At 36.0% G+C, this 14247-nt stretch carries 16 protein-coding genes; 11 read left to right on the top strand and 5 right to left on the bottom strand.

Annotated features, from left to right (window positions below):
• Positions 1-108 precede the first annotated feature (108 nt).
• Positions 109-711, bottom strand: coding sequence for an MBL fold metallo-hydrolase (locus CYP64_RS00410; protein WP_103648265.1), 603 nt, complete (start codon positions 709-711; stop codon positions 109-111).
• Between the two features lie 121 nt (positions 712-832).
• Here CYP64_RS00410 and CYP64_RS00405 point away from each other — a divergent pair, with 121 nt between their 5' ends.
• The 6 genes from CYP64_RS00405 to kdsB are packed head-to-tail and all read left to right on the top strand — an operon-like array spanning position 833 to position 6159.
• The gene (locus CYP64_RS00405; RefSeq protein ID WP_103648264.1) at positions 833-1570 is read left to right on the top strand and encodes an NAD+ synthase; all 738 of its coding nucleotides are present in this window, start codon (positions 833-835) and stop codon (positions 1568-1570) included.
• Positions 1571-1580: 10 nt separating this feature from the next.
• Complete coding sequence (locus tag CYP64_RS00400) at positions 1581-2711, top strand: DegT/DnrJ/EryC1/StrS family aminotransferase (protein WP_084109354.1); 1131 nt, start codon at positions 1581-1583, stop codon at positions 2709-2711.
• Complete coding sequence (locus CYP64_RS00395; RefSeq protein WP_103648263.1) at positions 2704-3624, top strand: tetraacyldisaccharide 4'-kinase; 921 nt, start codon at positions 2704-2706, stop codon at positions 3622-3624. The genes CYP64_RS00400 and CYP64_RS00395 overlap by 8 nt, the downstream gene beginning before the upstream one ends.
• A 50-nt stretch (positions 3625-3674) precedes the next feature.
• On the top strand, positions 3675-3989 hold the full coding sequence (gene cutA / locus CYP64_RS10465) for a divalent-cation tolerance protein CutA (RefSeq protein ID WP_103648262.1): 315 nt from the start codon (positions 3675-3677) through the stop codon (positions 3987-3989).
• Positions 3986-5449, top strand: coding sequence for a threonine synthase (thrC, locus tag CYP64_RS00385; RefSeq protein ID WP_103648261.1), 1464 nt, complete (start codon positions 3986-3988; stop codon positions 5447-5449). The genes cutA and thrC overlap by 4 nt, the downstream gene beginning before the upstream one ends.
• Entirely contained in the window at positions 5446-6159 is a 714-nt protein-coding gene (kdsB, locus tag CYP64_RS00380) for a 3-deoxy-manno-octulosonate cytidylyltransferase (protein ID WP_103648260.1), read from the top strand. The genes thrC and kdsB overlap by 4 nt, the downstream gene beginning before the upstream one ends.
• A 105-nt stretch (positions 6160-6264) precedes the next feature.
• Here kdsB and CYP64_RS09905 read toward each other — a convergent pair whose 3' ends face one another.
• Together CYP64_RS09905 and CYP64_RS00375 are read right to left on the bottom strand one after the other, a co-directional pair.
• Positions 6265-6438, bottom strand: a complete 174-nt coding sequence (locus CYP64_RS09905; protein ID WP_021091517.1) for a hypothetical protein — start codon at positions 6436-6438, stop codon at positions 6265-6267.
• Entirely contained in the window at positions 6439-6684 is a 246-nt protein-coding gene (locus CYP64_RS00375) for a DNA-binding protein (RefSeq protein WP_072594609.1), read from the bottom strand.
• A 347-nt stretch (positions 6685-7031) separates the two neighbouring features.
• Here CYP64_RS00375 and CYP64_RS00370 point away from each other — a divergent pair, with 347 nt between their 5' ends.
• The 4 genes from CYP64_RS00370 to CYP64_RS00355 all read left to right on the top strand — a co-directional run bounded on the left by CYP64_RS00370 (position 7032) and on the right by CYP64_RS00355 (position 10833).
• Entirely contained in the window at positions 7032-7826 is a 795-nt protein-coding gene (locus CYP64_RS00370) for an HrcA family transcriptional regulator (RefSeq protein ID WP_103648308.1), read from the top strand.
• Entirely contained in the window at positions 7823-8365 is a 543-nt protein-coding gene (gene grpE, locus CYP64_RS00365) for a nucleotide exchange factor GrpE (RefSeq protein WP_103648259.1), read from the top strand. The genes CYP64_RS00370 and grpE overlap by 4 nt, the downstream gene beginning before the upstream one ends.
• Before the next feature lie 35 nt (positions 8366-8400).
• Complete coding sequence (gene dnaK / locus CYP64_RS00360; protein ID WP_103648258.1) at positions 8401-10275, top strand: molecular chaperone DnaK; 1875 nt, start codon at positions 8401-8403, stop codon at positions 10273-10275.
• Between the two features lie 126 nt (positions 10276-10401).
• Positions 10402-10833, top strand: coding sequence for a trehalose-6-phosphate synthase (locus tag CYP64_RS00355; RefSeq protein WP_103648257.1), 432 nt, complete (start codon positions 10402-10404; stop codon positions 10831-10833).
• Between the two features lie 51 nt (positions 10834-10884).
• On the opposite strand, the gene ppk2 is transcribed toward CYP64_RS00355, so the two are convergent.
• Positions 10885-11694: a polyphosphate kinase 2 gene (gene ppk2, locus CYP64_RS00350; RefSeq protein WP_021091543.1), complete on the bottom strand. Its 810-nt coding sequence runs from the start codon at positions 11692-11694 to the stop codon at positions 10885-10887.
• Positions 11695-11799: 105 nt separating this feature from the next.
• Here ppk2 and dsbD point away from each other — a divergent pair, with 105 nt between their 5' ends.
• Positions 11800-13530: a protein-disulfide reductase DsbD gene (gene dsbD, locus CYP64_RS00345; protein ID WP_103648256.1), complete on the top strand. Its 1731-nt coding sequence runs from the start codon at positions 11800-11802 to the stop codon at positions 13528-13530.
• Here the strand turns inward: dsbD and nth are convergent.
• On the bottom strand, positions 13523-14155 hold the full coding sequence (gene nth / locus CYP64_RS00340) for an endonuclease III (RefSeq protein WP_103648255.1): 633 nt from the start codon (positions 14153-14155) through the stop codon (positions 13523-13525). The genes dsbD and nth overlap by 8 nt on opposite strands.
• Positions 14156-14247 lie beyond the last annotated feature (92 nt).

Below are 14247 nucleotides of genomic sequence, written 5' to 3'. Positions count from 1 at the left end.
TCTCTATCTTTTTTGATTGACTCTTAGTTTTATAAAAAATATAAATTTTTAATAGTGATTAAGTGTACTTTAGAAGCTTGAAATTTGAAATTAATACCACCGAAATTTTTAGCTATTTTTTACTATACCTATCCAATAACCAATATTGTTTTGCTCAGCCTTTAGTGTACTGCCTTCTCCGTGTCCTGGATAAAGCGTGAAGTTACCTTTTAAATTTTTACACTTTTCTAGGCTTTTTAGCATCTCGTTTTTATCTGAAAAAGGAAAATCCCAGCGTCCTATGCTTCCTCTAAATAAAAAATCCCCACTAAACATCGTGTCATCTATCTCTATCATCGAGCAGCCTGGTGTATGTCCTGGAAAATGATGAAATTTGATGCAAAAATCATCAATGTTAAAATTTTCATCATTATCAACTAAAACATCTGGAGCAAAAGTACTTTTCATATAACCAAAAATATCACTCTCACACATGAAAGCATCAAATTTGTTAATATAAACTGGAATTTCTAGCTCATCTTTTAATTTACCAGCATCAAAAATATGATCAAAATGCCCATGAGTACAAAGGATGGCTTTTAAATTTTTAGCATTTTGTAAAACCCAATCTTTTGCCCCGTCTCCTGGATCTATCACTAAAGATGAGTCATTTTTTGTAACGATGTAACAATTAGTGCCAAAATTTCCAAAACCTTTGTGTATTACTCTCATTTTTTACCTTAAATTTATTATTTCTTAAAATTTTACATCTTTTTACTTAAACTTAAAGAAAAATTTTAAATTCACTTAGTATAATTTTCGCAAAAAGGAAGCAAATCTAGGCAAAGAAAGAATGAAGGAGTATCAAAAGATCGAAGAAACTTTAGTTTTAAGCTTAAGAGATAAAACTAAAGATAAAAATTTGTTGTTGGGTGTTAGTGGAGGTATTGATTCTGCTGTAGTAGCGACTTTGTGTGCAAGAGCAAAACCAAATGAAACTCATGCACTCATCATGCCAACAGCATCATCAAACAGACAAAATATGGACGATGCCTTAAATTTATGCGAAAAATTAAACATAAAATATAAGGTTTTATCCATAGAGGGTATTTTAAGTGCCTTTTACGAAACGATAGATGTAAATTTAAGCAATTTAAGAAAAGGGAATTTAGCAGCTAGAGTTAGAATGAGCTTGCTTTATGATTATTCATCTAGTATAAACGCTCTAGTTATCGGAACAAGCAACAAAAGTGAGCTTATGCTTGGATACGGTACGATATTTGGGGATTTAGCATGTGCGATAAATCCTATCGGAGAGCTTTACAAAAGTGAAATTTTTGAATTTGCAAAACATCTTGGGGTTGATAAAAATTTTATCAACAAAGCACCTTCGGCTGATTTGTGGGATGGACAAAGTGACGAAGGCGACATAGGTTACAGTTATGCTGTTATCGATGAGATTTTAGAAAATTTAGAAAATAACAAGGAGCAAGTCATCAAAAAGTTCGGATTAAAAGCGGTATCGGATATAGAAAATAGAGTTGTTTCAAACAGGTTTAAACGACAAATGCCGTTGATAGTGAAAATTTAAAGGATTAAAGATGAGAGAGATTCCGTTTTATAGACCAACTATCACTGAGCGTGAAAGTGAGCTTATTGAGGAGGCTTTGCACTCTGAAAATACTACTAATATCGTTGCTAGATTTGAAGAGAAGTTAAAAGAGTATTTTGGTGCAAAATTTGTAGTTACCACAAATAATATCGCAGCTGCACATCACTTGGCACTAAGCGCGCTTGACACTAAACGCGGAGATAAGGTCATTTGCTCCATAAATGCTTTTCCTAGCATTGCGCAAGCTGTTAGACATTTTGATGCTGAGCCTATTTTTGTGGATGTTGATGAAGAAGATTTTAACATCTGCCCAGACGCCCTTGAGAAAGTGCTAAAAGAACAAAATCATAAAAAATTAAAATGTGCCTTTATCTCTCATATCGCAGGTCAAAGCGCTAGGATGGACGAGATAACGGCGGTTTGTGAGAAATACGGTGTAAAAATTTTAGATGATGCAAATCGCGGTATGGGACTAACATACAATGGCAAAAAAGTTGGTTCAGACTCCTTTTTATCGTGCTTTCAAACACATTCTCGTGTACAAAATCCTATATCAACGGTTGGATTTTTTACGACAAATGATGAGGAAATTTATAAAAGAGCAAAACTACTTCGCAACTATGCTCTTGTAAATGGCATTGATAAATTCGGTAGCTTGAGTTATATTTATGATGTCGTAGATATTGGCTTAAAGTATGATATAAACTCGATAAATGCAGCATTTTCTATTGCGCAGCTAGAAAGAACAGACAAGCTCATACAAAGAAGACAAGAGATCGCAAAAATTTATGATAAAGAGCTTGGTGAGTGCCACAATATAACAATCCCTGTCAAAAAACGTGAGCATATTTATACTCAGTATATTATTAAGATAAACAAAAATCGTGATGGCTTTGCTAGAGAGCTTTTGGAGCACGGCATTCACACATCATTGCACTACATACCGATACATTTACTAAGTTATTACAAAAACAAATACTCACTTAAAGTAAATGATTTTCCAAATGCTTTAAAAAATTATCAGCAAGTATTGTCACTGCCTATTTATCATAGTTTGAGTGACGAAGAGGTGCAATACGTCTGCAACAAAGTAAAAGAAATTTCTAAAACTCGTGTTTAAGAAATTAAATATTTTCTTGCATGCTTGGGCGAATGAATATTTTTTTCGCCCAAATTTCTTTCAAATTTTACTGGCATTTTTACTTTTACCACTAAGCTTTATCTATTTTTTTATTGTAGTTCTTAAGAAATTTACTGCTAGAAAAATAGACTTTGGCATAAAGATAATAAGCGTGGGAAATTTGACACTTGGAGGAAGTGGTAAGACTCCACTTTGCGTGGCAATTGCTAAAAATTTCGAGGGCGCTTTTATAATTCTTAGAGGCTATAAAAGAAAAAGCAAAGGCATGCAAGTTGTCGCTCGAAATGGCGAAATTTTACTTGACGTAGCAGCAAGTGGCGATGAGGCGATGATATATGCCACAAGTCTTAAAAACGCAAATGTAGTCGTGAGTGAGGATAGAAAAATAGCTATAGAGTACGCCAAAACTCACGGTGCGAAGTATATTTTGCTAGATGACGGATTTTCTAAATTTGACATAGCCAAATTTGACATTCTAATACGCCCAAACCCAGAGCCAAGGTTAAAATTTTGCCTGCCAAGTGGAGCTTATAGATATCCATTTAGTTTTTATAAATTTGGTGATTTTATAGCGATTGAAGGGCAAACTCATTTCAGAAAGAGTGAAATTTTAAATAAAAGCGAAAAAATAGTTCTAGTTACTGCCATAGCAAATCCAGAGCGTCTTAAGTCATTTTTTGATGAGTGTGTGGCTTGCGTCTTTTTTCCTGACCATTATGATTTTTCAAAAGATGAGCTAAAAGAGATTTTAAAAAGATATGGTGCGACCTCGCTTTTGATGACGCAAAAGGACTACGTAAAGGCAAAGGACTTTGGGCTGAGAGTATCGCTTATAACGCTTGAGGTTACGCTAAGCGAAGAGTTTAAAAAGGTTTTGGCGCAGCAAATTTAAGCCCATTTTGTTATAATGAGCCACTTTCTTAAAGGAAAATTTAGATCAAAATGAGAATTTTAATCACCTCGGTCGCAAAGAAAAAAGAGGCAAAAAAACTAAGTAAAAAGCTCGTAAAAAAGGGACTTGCAGCTTGTGTGAGTAGCTTTAGCGCAAAAAGCATTTATCTTTGGCAAGAGAAGCTTTGCGATGAAAAAGAGCAAATTTTACTCATAAAAACGGACGTGAAATTTAAAAAAGTAGCTAAATTTATAAGAAAGCACCACAGCTACGAAACCCCAGAAATTTTGGCACTTAAGCCAAAAGATATCTTTAAAAAATATGAAAAATGGATAAAAAAATCAACCAAAAAAGGTAAAAAATGAGACTAACACCAACTAGAAGCGTGAAAGATGAAAAGGTAAAAAATGTAAATTTAAGCACAGCTATGCTTAGCCCAAGCTCCGCTCACGGCGGACTTTATGCGCCAAAAAAGCTTCCAAAGATAACAAAATCAAAGTGGCAAGAGCTCTCACAATTAAGCTACGAGAAACTCGCACTTTATATCATATCGTTATTTAAATTTGATGTACCAGAGGCGTTTTTCAAAAAGGCAGTCAAGAGATACGCAAGCTTTGATGATCCAAAACATCCAGTCATTTTTAAAAAAATAGATAAAAATTTATACGTAAACGAGCTATATCACGGCCCAACTAGGGCATTTAAGGATATGGCGCTTCAGCCTTTTGGCTCACTTCTTAGTCAGCTAGCAAAGGAAAGAGGTGAAAAATACCTTATCATGTGTGCAACTAGCGGTGATACAGGTCCTGCGACACTTCAAACCTTTGCAAACGACGAAAATATAAAGGTTGTCTGCCTCTATCCAGATGGTGGCACGAGCGAGGTTCAAAAGCTACAAATGCAGACCATACAAGGTGAAAATTTAAAGGTTTTTGGCATAAAAGGCGACTTTGACGACGCTCAAAGGGCGCTAAAAACACTGCTTGCAAATGATAAATTTAAGGCCGAGCTGAAGAAAAAGCGCCTTAAGCTAAGCGCGGCAAACTCGGTAAATTTTGGCAGAATTCTCTTTCAGATCATCTACCACGCCTACGCCTACGCAAATTTACTAAAGCAAAAGGCGCTTAAGGCAAATGAGAGCTTTGATATCATCGTACCAAGTGGAAATTTCGGCAACGCACTTGGGGCGTATTACGCTAAAAAAATGGGCGCAAAGATCGGCAAGATCAAGATCACCTCAAACGCAAACAATATCTTGACGCAGTTTTTTACTACCGGCATTTACGACCTCAGGGACAAAAAACTAGTTAAGACGATAAGTCCGGCAATGGACATTTTGATCAGCTCAAACGTTGAGCGTTTGCTGTTTGATAAATTTGGTAGCGTTAGAACTAATGAGCTTATGCAAAGTCTAGCTAAAGATAAATCTTATAAACTTAGCAAGCAGGAGCTTGAAGCACTAAAAGAGGACTTTGAGGCTAGCTGGTGCGACGACAAAGAGTGCGAGGTATACATCGCAAAGCTCGCAAGGGGCGGCTACGCGATCGATCCACATACAGCTACTTGCTTTAAAATGGTGGATACTAGCCGCATAAACGTCATTACATCGACCGCGCACTGGGTGAAATTTACGCCAAGCATGATCAAAGCGTGCCAGATCAAAGATACAAAAGATGAAAAAGATGCGCTGGCAAAGACCGCTAAAATCTTAAATGATAGCGTGCCAAGCTCGATAAACTCGCTATTTAGCGCGAAAATTTTACACAAAAATATCATAAAAGAGGACGAGATCGAAAAGTGCGTCCTAGAATGGATCGAGCGATGATAATCATTCCAGCTCGCCTTGCTTCAACAAGGTTTAGTAATAAAATTTTAAAAGAGATGAATGGCGTGCCAATGTTTGTGGCAACGGCTCTTAGAGTAAGTGGCGTGGACGATGTAGCGGTTGCTGTGGACGAGCCAAGCGTGCTAGAGATCGCCAAGGCTCACGGCATAAAAGCGGTGCTAACTAGCAAAGATCATCAAAGTGGCACTGACAGGATAAACGAAGCGGCACAAATTTTGGGGCTAAGCGAGAGTGAGATCATCATAAATGTTCAGGCTGATGAGCCATTTATTGAACCTGAAAATATCGCTAAATTTAGGGCGTTTTGCGAGCAAAACAAAGGGAAAGCCTTTATGTTTTCTTGCTATAAAAAGATGGATGATGAGTTTGCGGATGATAAAAATTTAGTCAAAGTAGTGACTGATTTTGAGGGATATGCACTTTACTTTTCAAGATCAAGGATACCATTTAATAGAAGTGAGTGCAAAAACTACAAGGCGCACCTTGGCATTTACGGATACAGCGTAAAAAGCCTAAAAGAGTTTTGCGCTCTTATGCCTTCAAGCCTTGAAAACACTGAAAAGCTTGAGCAACTCCGTGCCCTAGAAAATGGCAAAAAGATAGCGATGCTAGAGGTTGAGAGCCAAAGTATCGGCATCGATAGCGAAGAGGACTACCAAAGAGCGCTAGCTAAATTTGGTAAGAAATAAGTCGGCAAATTCTCTTTAAATAAAGTCAATATTTAAGGAGAATTTATCTAAATTATTAATCTTTAAATGTAGCAAAAAATATTTTTCTACTCAAATAATATAAAACTAATTTTTCTTGATTTTTATTTTTTTAATTCTGTCTTTAACTACGTAAAATTTTAAAATCGCACTTGAGTAAAAGTCTTTATAGAAACCTAAAAATTTAGGCTCTTTCTTAGTGCAGATAGCTGCAAACACGCTCTCAAGGTCTATTCTCTCTTTTTGTGTCAAATTTTCCATCTATTTTCCTAATAACTTTCTCATCTTATTGATAACAAATAATATTTCATCGTCGTCAAGCTCACAAAGTAGTTTACAAACTGCAGCAGCAGCTTGCGGCTTTGAGTTGCCAAGCCTCCAATCTTGATATGTTCTCATTGGTACACCAAGCTCTTCTGCCATTTTTGCTTGTGAAATTTTCTTACCGATATTTTTTGCCTCAACTGCATTGTGAAGCAAATTAAATATATCACTTGTTTCAATCATTAAAGTATTATACGGATTATTTTATTAAATATACATAAAATAATATATAAATAATAGAAATACGTATAAATAAATTAAAATATATTATATATTATACTATAAATAATTATATTAGTACGTAAAAACGTATAAAAATATTAGAACGTAGAGGTAATATAAAAGACTTTTAAGTTTGTTTAATTATTTTTTGTAATTTTATTTTCGGAAAGGCTTATACAATTAATATTAAATAAGCTTAGTTATATAGACTAAAGATACATAAATAAATTATTTTAACTTAAATACTTGACATTGATAAACTAAAGTTGTATAATCCGCTTAGCAATTAAAAAGAAAGAGTGCTAAAAGTGAGTAAAACAAATAAACGTGATTTGATACTAAATTCTATCATTGAGGCTTATTTGCAGGATAATATGCCTATTGGTTCAAATGAGCTTGGCTCTCGTATGAGCGCGGCTATTCCGGCTTCTACGATACGCGTTTATTTCAAAAAGCTTTCAGATGAGGGTGAGATTACAAAGCTTCACATTAGTGGTGGTAGGATCCCAACAATCGCTGCGATGAGAAGATATTGGAGTGAAATTTTTGCTATAAGTGATATAAATTTAGAGATAAATGACGCCGAAGGATTGAAAAAGTTATGCGATGAATTTGAGCTTTATTGTATGATTTTTGGTACAATCGATAATGAATTGCTAGAAATTTTAAATTTAAATGATAGATATATGATCTTAAATTTTGGTGAAGATGAGATCGTTATTAAATTTGATGCTAGGATGTATAAATTTTTAAGTAATCTTGCTGGAGTTAGTTTAAACAAGCTTGAGCTCATCTGCTCTCAAGTTGGTTTAAGCGAACTAAAAAGTAAAATAAGAGAGCTTAAAAGGACTAAAATTTACTTCCAAGAAAATGAAATTTTAGCCTTTGATATGTTTAAGGATAGACGCTTTAAGATGGTTTTTGACCCAAGTTTTAGTTTACAAATGGATGAGAAACTTACATTTTCTCCTATGTTTGATGAAAATTTTATGGGGCTCAAATTTAGTACAAACTATCTTGGCAACGAAGCACAGATGATCTGTGCTGGCAGTATTTATACTGACTATGTAAAATTTATAAATCTAATAAAGGAGGCTGCGTGAGCGAAGAGGTAAAAGAGCAAAACCTACCTGAGGTTGAGCCTGTGCAAGAACTAGCTAATGATAGCGTAAATTTGGACGCGCTTGGCGATATTTCAAAGGTTGAAAAACTTGAAAAAGAGCTCGGAGAAATAACTGATAAATATTATAGAGCAAATGCTGAGTTTGAAAACATGAAAAAGCGTTATGAAAAAGAGAAGACGGACGTTGCAAACTATGCAAATGAGAAATTCGCTAGGGACCTGCTGCCAGTCATCGATGCTCTTGAGATTGCTGCAAATTTTGATCCAGAGGATGATGAATTTGCTAAAAAGATCAAAGAGGGCATTTTGATAACTATAAATCAGTTTAAAAAATGCTTTGAAAAGCATGGCGTAAGCGAGATACCAACTGATACTGAGTTTGATCCAAGCGTGCATAATGCCGTTTTAAAGGTCGATAGCGAGGAGAAAGAGAGTGGTCAAATCGTGCAGGCTTTGCAAAAAGGCTATATGATAAATGGTAGGGTTTTACGCCCAGCTATGGTCAGCGTGGCAAACTAAATTTATAAAAATAAAATCTAATAAAAAGGAAAAATATGTCAAAAGTTATAGGTATAGACTTAGGTACAACAAACTCTTGTGTGAGCGTTTTTGAGCGTGGCGAGAGCAAAGTTATCCCAAACAAAGAGGGCAAAAACACGACTCCATCAGTTGTTGCTTTCACAGACAAAGGTGAAATTCTAGTAGGTGACGTTGCAAAACGTCAAGCAGTTACAAACCCTGAAAAAACGATATATTCTATCAAACGTATCATGGGTTTGATGAGCAATGAAAAAAATGCTGAAGAGGCAAAGGCTCGCTTGCCATATCACGTCGTAGATAGAAACGGCGCTTGCGCGGTTGAGATCGCTGGTAAGGTTTACACTCCACAAGAAATTTCAGCAAAAATTCTTATCAAACTAAAAGAAGACGCTGAAGCATACCTTGGAGAGAAGGTAACAGATGCGGTTATTACTGTGCCAGCTTACTTTAATGATAGCCAAAGAAAAGCTACAAAAGAGGCTGGAACGATCGCAGGACTAAACGTACTTCGTATCATCAACGAGCCAACAGCTGCAGCACTTGCTTATGGTCTTGATAAAAAAGAGGCTGAGAAAATTTTAGTTTACGACCTAGGTGGTGGTACATTTGACGTTACAGTGCTTGAAACTGGCGATAACATCGTTGAAGTTTTGGCAACTGGCGGTAACGCATTCTTGGGTGGCGATGACTTCGATAACAAGATCATCGACTGGCTTGTAAGCGAGTTTAAAAACGAAACTGGTATCGATCTAAAAGGCGATATCATGGCACTTCAACGCTTAAAAGAAGCTGCTGAAAATGCTAAAAAAGAGCTAAGCTCAGCTCAAGAGACTGAGATAAATTTACCATTTATCACAGCTGATGCGACTGGCCCAAAACACCTTGTTAAAAAGTTAACTCGCGCTAAATTTGAAGGTATGATCGACTCACTTGTGGCCGAGACTATCATTAAGATAAACGAGGTCATCAAAGATGCAGGCCTAAGCAAGAGCGACGTCAAAGAGATCGTAATGGTCGGTGGTTCAACTCGTGTGCCACTTGTTCAAGAAGAGGTTAAAAAAGCATTTGGCAAAGAGCTAAATAAGAGTGTAAACCCTGATGAAGTCGTAGCTATCGGTGCTGCTATCCAAGGTGCGGTTATAAAAGGCGACGTAAAAGACGTGCTACTTCTTGACGTTACTCCACTTAGCCTTGGTATCGAGACACTTGGCGGTGTGATGACAAAGATCATTGAAAAAGGTACAACTATACCAACTAAGAAGAGTCAAGTCTTCTCAACTGCTGAAGATAACCAAAGTGCCGTTACTATCATGGTTTTACAAGGTGAGCGTGAGTTTGCAAGGGATAATAAATCACTTGGAAATTTCAACCTCGAAGGCATCCCAGCAGCTCCAAGAGGCGTACCTCAAATAGAAGTCGAATTTGACATCGACGCAAACGGAATTTTAACCGTTTCAGCAAAAGATAAAGCGACTGGTAAAGCTCAAAATATTACCATCTCTGGATCAAGCGGCTTAAGCGAAGAAGAGATAAACAACATGGTAAAAGATGCTGAGCTCCATAAAGAAGAGGACAAAAAACGCAAAGACGCAGTTGAAGCTAGAAACCAAGCCGATGCACTAGTTCATCAAACTGAAAAGAGTATGAGCGAGCTTGGCGAGAAAGTCCCAGCTGAGGATAGAAGTAACATCGAAGCTGCGCTAAACGATCTAAAAGAGGTCTTAAAAGATGAAAATTCTTCAAAAGAGCAAATCGATGCAAAAGTAGAAGCTCTAAGCAAAGCTAGCCATAAACTAGCAGAAGCTATGTATAAAAAAGATGAAAACGCTGGAGCAAACGGCGGAAATAATAAAAAAGACGACGACGTTATAGACGCTGAAGTCGAGTAAAACTCCTAGAGCAGGGCGCTTGCCTTGCTCTTTTATAAAATTATCTTCATAAATTCTTAAAATTGATTCAAAACAAGCAGTTTAGATAGTTAAAATTTATATAATGCCAAACAAAAAGGCTAAAAAATGTACTTATTTTTTTTGATTACTCATTTAATTTGTGCCATTGTATTTATAGGATACGTATTTTTCGATGTTTGCATATATCCATTTGCTAAAAAAACGGTTGATGATAAAACCCTTGAAATAGTTAAAAAGGCCTACACAAAAGGCAGCGCAAAGGTTTTTGGCACAGCATTTTTATTGCTTTTAATAAGTGGCGCTTATATGGCAAAAGACTATTTTGGAGGCGAGCTTGGTTGGTGGCAAAGCAACTTTCAAAAGCTACTGCTTGTAAAAATTTTTGTTTTACTCATAATGTGCCTTGTAACTTTTATCTCTGTTTTTAATGTCATTATTTTAAAAAAGTCTGATCCATTTGGCAAATTTTCACATTTAATAGCTCTAGTACTTTGCCTAATAATGGTCGTTTTAGCAAAAGTAATGTGGTGGGCTTAAAAATTTAGCTAGCAAATCTAAGCAAATCGCCAGCTAGAAGTTAAAAATTCTCTAATCGATACTCTTTAACTTATCTTTATTCAGCCCTTCTTCTATGCGTTTTATCTCTTCACTTCCGTCTCTTACGACATTTTTGTCAAATTCTAAGTAGTCATTTATCTTTTTTGGATATTCAACGTGACTTAGGATAAATTTAAAGACATTTAGCCTAGCTTCTTTTTTGTTATCACTTGAGACGATAACCCATGGCGAAATGCTATTGTGAGAGGCAAGAAGCATAGAATATTTGGCAATAGAGTATTGATCCCAAAGCTCTTGTGCTTTTTGATCAACGGGTGAAATTTTAAATTGCTTTAACGGATCATTTTGCCTCTCTTTGAAGCGTTTTTTCTGCTCATCTTTTGTGATTGAAAGATAAATTTTAAAGAAAATTATGCCAGAGTTTATGATCATCTCTTCAAATTTTGGCACTTCACGTAAAAATTCCTTATGCTCTTCTTGCGTGCAAAAGCCCATCACTGGCTCAACGCCAGCTCTATTGTACCAGCTTCTATCAAAGATCACGATCTCTCCGGCACTTGGTAGATGAGTCACATATCTTTGAAAATACCACTGCGTTTTTTCGACATCACTTGGCTTAGCAAGCGCTACTATACGGCAACCTCTTGGATTTAGATGCTCGGTTAAGCGTTTTATCGTTCCGCCTTTACCGGCTGCGTCGCGCCCTTCCATTAGCATAAGTACTCTAAGGCCTTTTTCTTTTACGTAATTTTGAAATTTTAAAAGTTCAATTTGAAGCAGTCTAAGCTCTTCCTCGTAGCCAAGTTTCTCACTTTTTTGGTGTTTTTTGTCTTTTGACATCTTTGCTCCTTTAAAATTTCACATATTTTCACGATTTTACAATAAAATAGAATAAATTTAAGAATTTAGACTAAAATCATCTTTTTTAATTTAGCAAGGATTAGTATGTTTTTAAAATTTCTTTTTTCGATTATTTTATTTGCAGGCTCGCTTTTTGCCGAGGTTTTAGATGTTAGCAAAGCCTTTGTTTTAACTCCAAGCGTTGATAGTCAAAATGTTGAAGTGAAGTTTAACTTTGGTGAAAATATCTATCTTTATAAAGAGAGTTTTGAGATTAAGCTAGCTGGCAAAAAGATAAATGAGCTATTAAATTTGCCAAGTAGTGAAAATACGGGAGAATATGAAATTTATCCAAAAGATTTTTCGATTTTTATCCCATTAAATTTAGTAAAAGAAAATCTTTCAAATGGCAAAGCAATACTTGACATTAACTATCAAGGCTGTGCTAAAAACGGCATTTGCTACCGTCCACAAAGTAAAATTTATGAGATAACTGACCAAGCTGGAAAATTTAGCATCGCCACTTTTAAAAAAGAGCAAAAAAACGATGCCGACAGCTTTGCTGAAGAATTTTCTAGCGAGCAAGATATTGCAAATGGGCTTGGAGATAAAAATTTCTTTATCTCACTTCTTACTTTTTTTGGTTATGGTCTCTTGCTTTCACTAACACCTTGCGTCTTTCCGATGATACCGATACTTTCAAGTATAATCGTCTCAAAGGGTGCTAATTTAAATGCAAAAAAAGGCTTTTTATTATCATTCATTTATGTTGTCGCGATGAGCCTAGCTTATGCACTAGCTGGAGTTGCAGCTAGCCTACTTGGTTTTGGTATCGCAGGAGCTTTGCAAAACATCTATGTACTTGGTGCTTTTGCAGCCATTTTTGTTATTCTAAGCTTTAGTATGTTTGGATTTTATGATATAAAATTGCCAGCAAAATTTGAAAATTTGATAAGTAAAAAATCGCAAAATAGCTCAGGCTATGTTGGAATTTTTATTATGGGTTTTGCCTCAGCTCTCATCGTATCACCTTGCGTTGCAGCACCATTAGCGGGCGCACTTCTTTATATCGCTCAAAGTGGAAATATCTTTTATGGTGGCATTATGCTTTTTGTCATGGGGCTTGGCATGGGTGTGCCGCTGCTTATTATCGGACTAAGCTCTGGAAAGCTCTTGCCAAAACCTGGTAGTTGGATGGATGAAGTGAAAAAAATCTTTGGTTTTTTGATGCTCATCATGGCGATTTGGATCCTTGCACGTGTGCTCGGAGAATTTTTTGAGCTATTAGGATATGGCATTATAGGCGTTTTTATGGCAGTTTATTTTGGGGCATTTGAAGTAGCAGAGCAAAGCTGGACTAAGTTTAAAAAAGCGTTTTTTATCTTGGTTTTTATATATTCAGTTATGCTAATAGTTGGTTCATTTTTGGGCTCAAAGGAGGCTTTTTCTCCGCTTTCTGGACTAAATTTGGCAAAAAGTGATAGCGCGTTAAAATTTAATTCCGTTAAAAATTTAGATGAACTAAATGAGATAATAAAAAACTCAAAGAAGCCCGTTCTAGTAGATTTTTATGCTGATTGGTGTGTAAGCTGCAAAGAGATAGAAAAGAACACTTTTAAAGATAGTGATGTTATGGATGCTTTGGCAAATTTTGCACTTATTCGTATCGATGTAACAAATGGTGGATCACAAAATGATGAGATGCTAAGAAATTTTGGGCTTATTGATCCGCCTGCACTCTTGCTATTTAATGGTGGCGATGAGCTAAAATTTCTTAGAACTATCGGCTTTATAGATGCTAAAAATTTTCTAGCAAAGCTTGAAAAAATTAAATAATCTTGTCCTTGCTGTTACAAAGATCATTTAAGATACACTCATGGCAAAGCGGTTTTTTGGCTTTACAGGTGTAACGTCCAAAGAGCACCATGGCTTGATGAAGCTTACCAAGATCTGTTTTAAAGGCATGGCTAAGATCAGCTTCAGTGGCTTCTGGCGTTTTTGCATGGCTAAGATCAAGTCTATGCGCTACTCTAAAAACGTGCGTATCAACAGCCATAACATTTGCATTTGTAGCTTCTAAAAGCACGACATGAGCGGTCTTTTGTCCAACTCCAGCAAGCGCTTTTAGCTTCTCTTCATCAAGCGGGATTTCTCCATTATAAAGCTCAACCACGCTGTTTGCCATTTTGATTAAATTTGCCGCTTTGTTATTAAAAAAGCTGCACGAGTTTATCATGAGTTTTAGACTCGCTAAATTTGCGCTAGCTAGCTCATAGACATCTTTATACGCTTCAAATAAAGCTGGAGTTATTAAATTTACTCTTTTGTCAGTGCACTGAGCTGAGAGCATGACGCAAACGAGTAACTCGTATAAATTTCTAAACTGAAGCTCGCTTTTGGCGTCCTTAAACTCATCCAAAAGTCTTCTTTTTATCTCTAAAATATCTTTTTTTGTTCTCATTTGGTTATTTTACCTAAAATTGTATATTAAACGAAAAGTTATAGCATTATTTGCTATAATCGTCCCCGAAAATCAATTTTTTAAAGGATTTG

This window comes from Campylobacter concisus, from assembly GCF_002913945.1.
In the GTDB taxonomy this organism is placed as follows: Bacteria; Campylobacterota; Campylobacteria; order Campylobacterales; family Campylobacteraceae; genus Campylobacter_A; species Campylobacter_A concisus_P.
This window is presented reverse-complemented; position numbering and strand designations above follow the sequence as displayed.

Coding starts and splice junctions, on each gene's coding strand:
- ppk2 (WP_021091543.1), bottom strand. CDS start 11,694: ATGTCAAAAGACAAAAAACACCAAAAAAGTGAGAAACTTGGCTACGAG.
- CYP64_RS00400 (WP_084109354.1), top strand. CDS start 1,581: ATGAGAGAGATTCCGTTTTATAGACCAACTATCACTGAGCGTGAAAGT.
- CYP64_RS00410 (WP_103648265.1), bottom strand. CDS start 711: ATGAGAGTAATACACAAAGGTTTTGGAAATTTTGGCACTAATTGTTAC.
- CYP64_RS00375 (WP_072594609.1), bottom strand. CDS start 6,684: ATGATTGAAACAAGTGATATATTTAATTTGCTTCACAATGCAGTTGAG.
- kdsB (WP_103648260.1), top strand. CDS start 5,446: ATGATAATCATTCCAGCTCGCCTTGCTTCAACAAGGTTTAGTAATAAA.
- CYP64_RS09905 (WP_021091517.1), bottom strand. CDS start 6,438: ATGGAAAATTTGACACAAAAAGAGAGAATAGACCTTGAGAGCGTGTTT.
- dsbD (WP_103648256.1), top strand. CDS start 11,800: ATGTTTTTAAAATTTCTTTTTTCGATTATTTTATTTGCAGGCTCGCTT.
- cutA (WP_103648262.1), top strand. CDS start 3,675: ATGAGAATTTTAATCACCTCGGTCGCAAAGAAAAAAGAGGCAAAAAAA.
- CYP64_RS00405 (WP_103648264.1), top strand. CDS start 833: ATGAAGGAGTATCAAAAGATCGAAGAAACTTTAGTTTTAAGCTTAAGA.
- CYP64_RS00355 (WP_103648257.1), top strand. CDS start 10,402: ATGTACTTATTTTTTTTGATTACTCATTTAATTTGTGCCATTGTATTT.
- thrC (WP_103648261.1), top strand. CDS start 3,986: ATGAGACTAACACCAACTAGAAGCGTGAAAGATGAAAAGGTAAAAAAT.
- nth (WP_103648255.1), bottom strand. CDS start 14,155: ATGAGAACAAAAAAAGATATTTTAGAGATAAAAAGAAGACTTTTGGAT.
- dnaK (WP_103648258.1), top strand. CDS start 8,401: ATGTCAAAAGTTATAGGTATAGACTTAGGTACAACAAACTCTTGTGTG.